At 32.7% G+C, this 1,243-nt stretch carries 2 protein-coding genes; both read left to right on the top strand.

What is annotated here, in order from left to right; genetic code table 11:
- Positions 1-520: transposase family protein (locus tag PY364_RS25025; protein ID WP_275570414.1), on the top strand; the 520-nt coding region annotated here is incomplete at its 5' end.
- A complete protein-coding gene (locus PY364_RS25030; protein ID WP_275570415.1) occupies positions 507-1,211 on the top strand; it encodes an ISL3 family transposase in 705 nt (234 codons plus the stop codon). The genes PY364_RS25025 and PY364_RS25030, both read left to right, overlap by 14 nt.
- Positions 1,212-1,243 lie beyond the last annotated feature (32 nt).

The raw sequence follows: 1,243 nt of genomic DNA on the forward strand, positions 1-1,243 counted from the left end.
GGCTCTTTCGGCATCCTGTGGTAAAATGTATCAGATACTACATTTTACTAGGTTGCGACCAATGGATCTTCACTTAGATATTTTATTAAATTTACCGAATGTAAGTGTTTTTACTTGTTATGATCGAGAAGGATTCAAGATTCTACAACTGGATTTATTAAACGATAAAGTTAGTTGTATTTATTGTGAAAAACAGACAGGGGAACTCCATCAAAATCGTCCGATTTTAATCAGAGATTTATCAATTTGTGGTCAAGGAGTATATCTAAAAGTGCCGAGAAGACAAATTTATTGCCAATCTTGTCAAAAATATTCAACTGAAGCTTTAGATTTTTTAGAAACCGGGCGAAATTATACCAAAAGATATGAAGAATATATTTATGAAAGGGTCAAAGAGTTAACAGTAGAACAAGTGAGCCATAATGAACAATTAAGTGCCGAACAAGTGCAAAATATCTTTTCCAGAATCGCCAGCAAAAAAAAAAGACTGGTCACTCCCAGAAAGGTTGAGTTTAGATGAATTTAGTAAAGAAAAAGGAAAAAGAAAGTTTGTTACTGTCGTTAGCGATCTGGATAAAGGGTCATTGTTAGAAGTCATAGATTCCCATAAAAGTGATGAAATCATAGAAGAATTAAAGTCTCAACCACAGGCTATGAGAGAGAATGTCAAGGAAGTAAGTGTAGATATGTGGGGCGGTTTTCAGAAAGTTATTAGAGAAGTTTTTCCTAATGCTTTAATTGTAATTGATAGATTTCATGTCATGCAACTGGTAAATAAGGCTTTAAATAAAATCCGATTACTTTTAGATTTAAAAGGGTTAAAAAATCGCTGTTTACTTCTGAAAAATCCCGAAAATTTAACTGAGTCAGAAAAATCTGATTTACAACAACTATTAAATCACTCTCCCTGTTTAAGCATGGCTTATGAATTAAAAAACGAATTACGAGATATTTATGAAACGAGTACCACAGTTAAAATAGGATTGAGAAGATTAAAAAAATGGTTAGTTTCGGCTCGGATTATTTTAGGTCAAGTTGCCGATACCTTAGAAAAGCACATTGAAGAAATTTGTCATTATTTTGTTAATAAAACAACTAGTGGTGTGATGGAGGGAATTAATAACAAGATTAAGTTGATTATTAGACAAAGCTATGGCTTTAAGACCTTTGATTATTTACGAGAAAAGTTATTAGCTTGCTTATTTAAATAAGCCGTGCTTATCACCACAGGTACGGGAGAGCC

Source organism: Kamptonema sp. UHCC 0994 (assembly GCF_029167235.1).
Taxonomy (GTDB): Bacteria; Cyanobacteriota; Cyanobacteriia; order Cyanobacteriales; family Microcoleaceae; genus Kamptonema.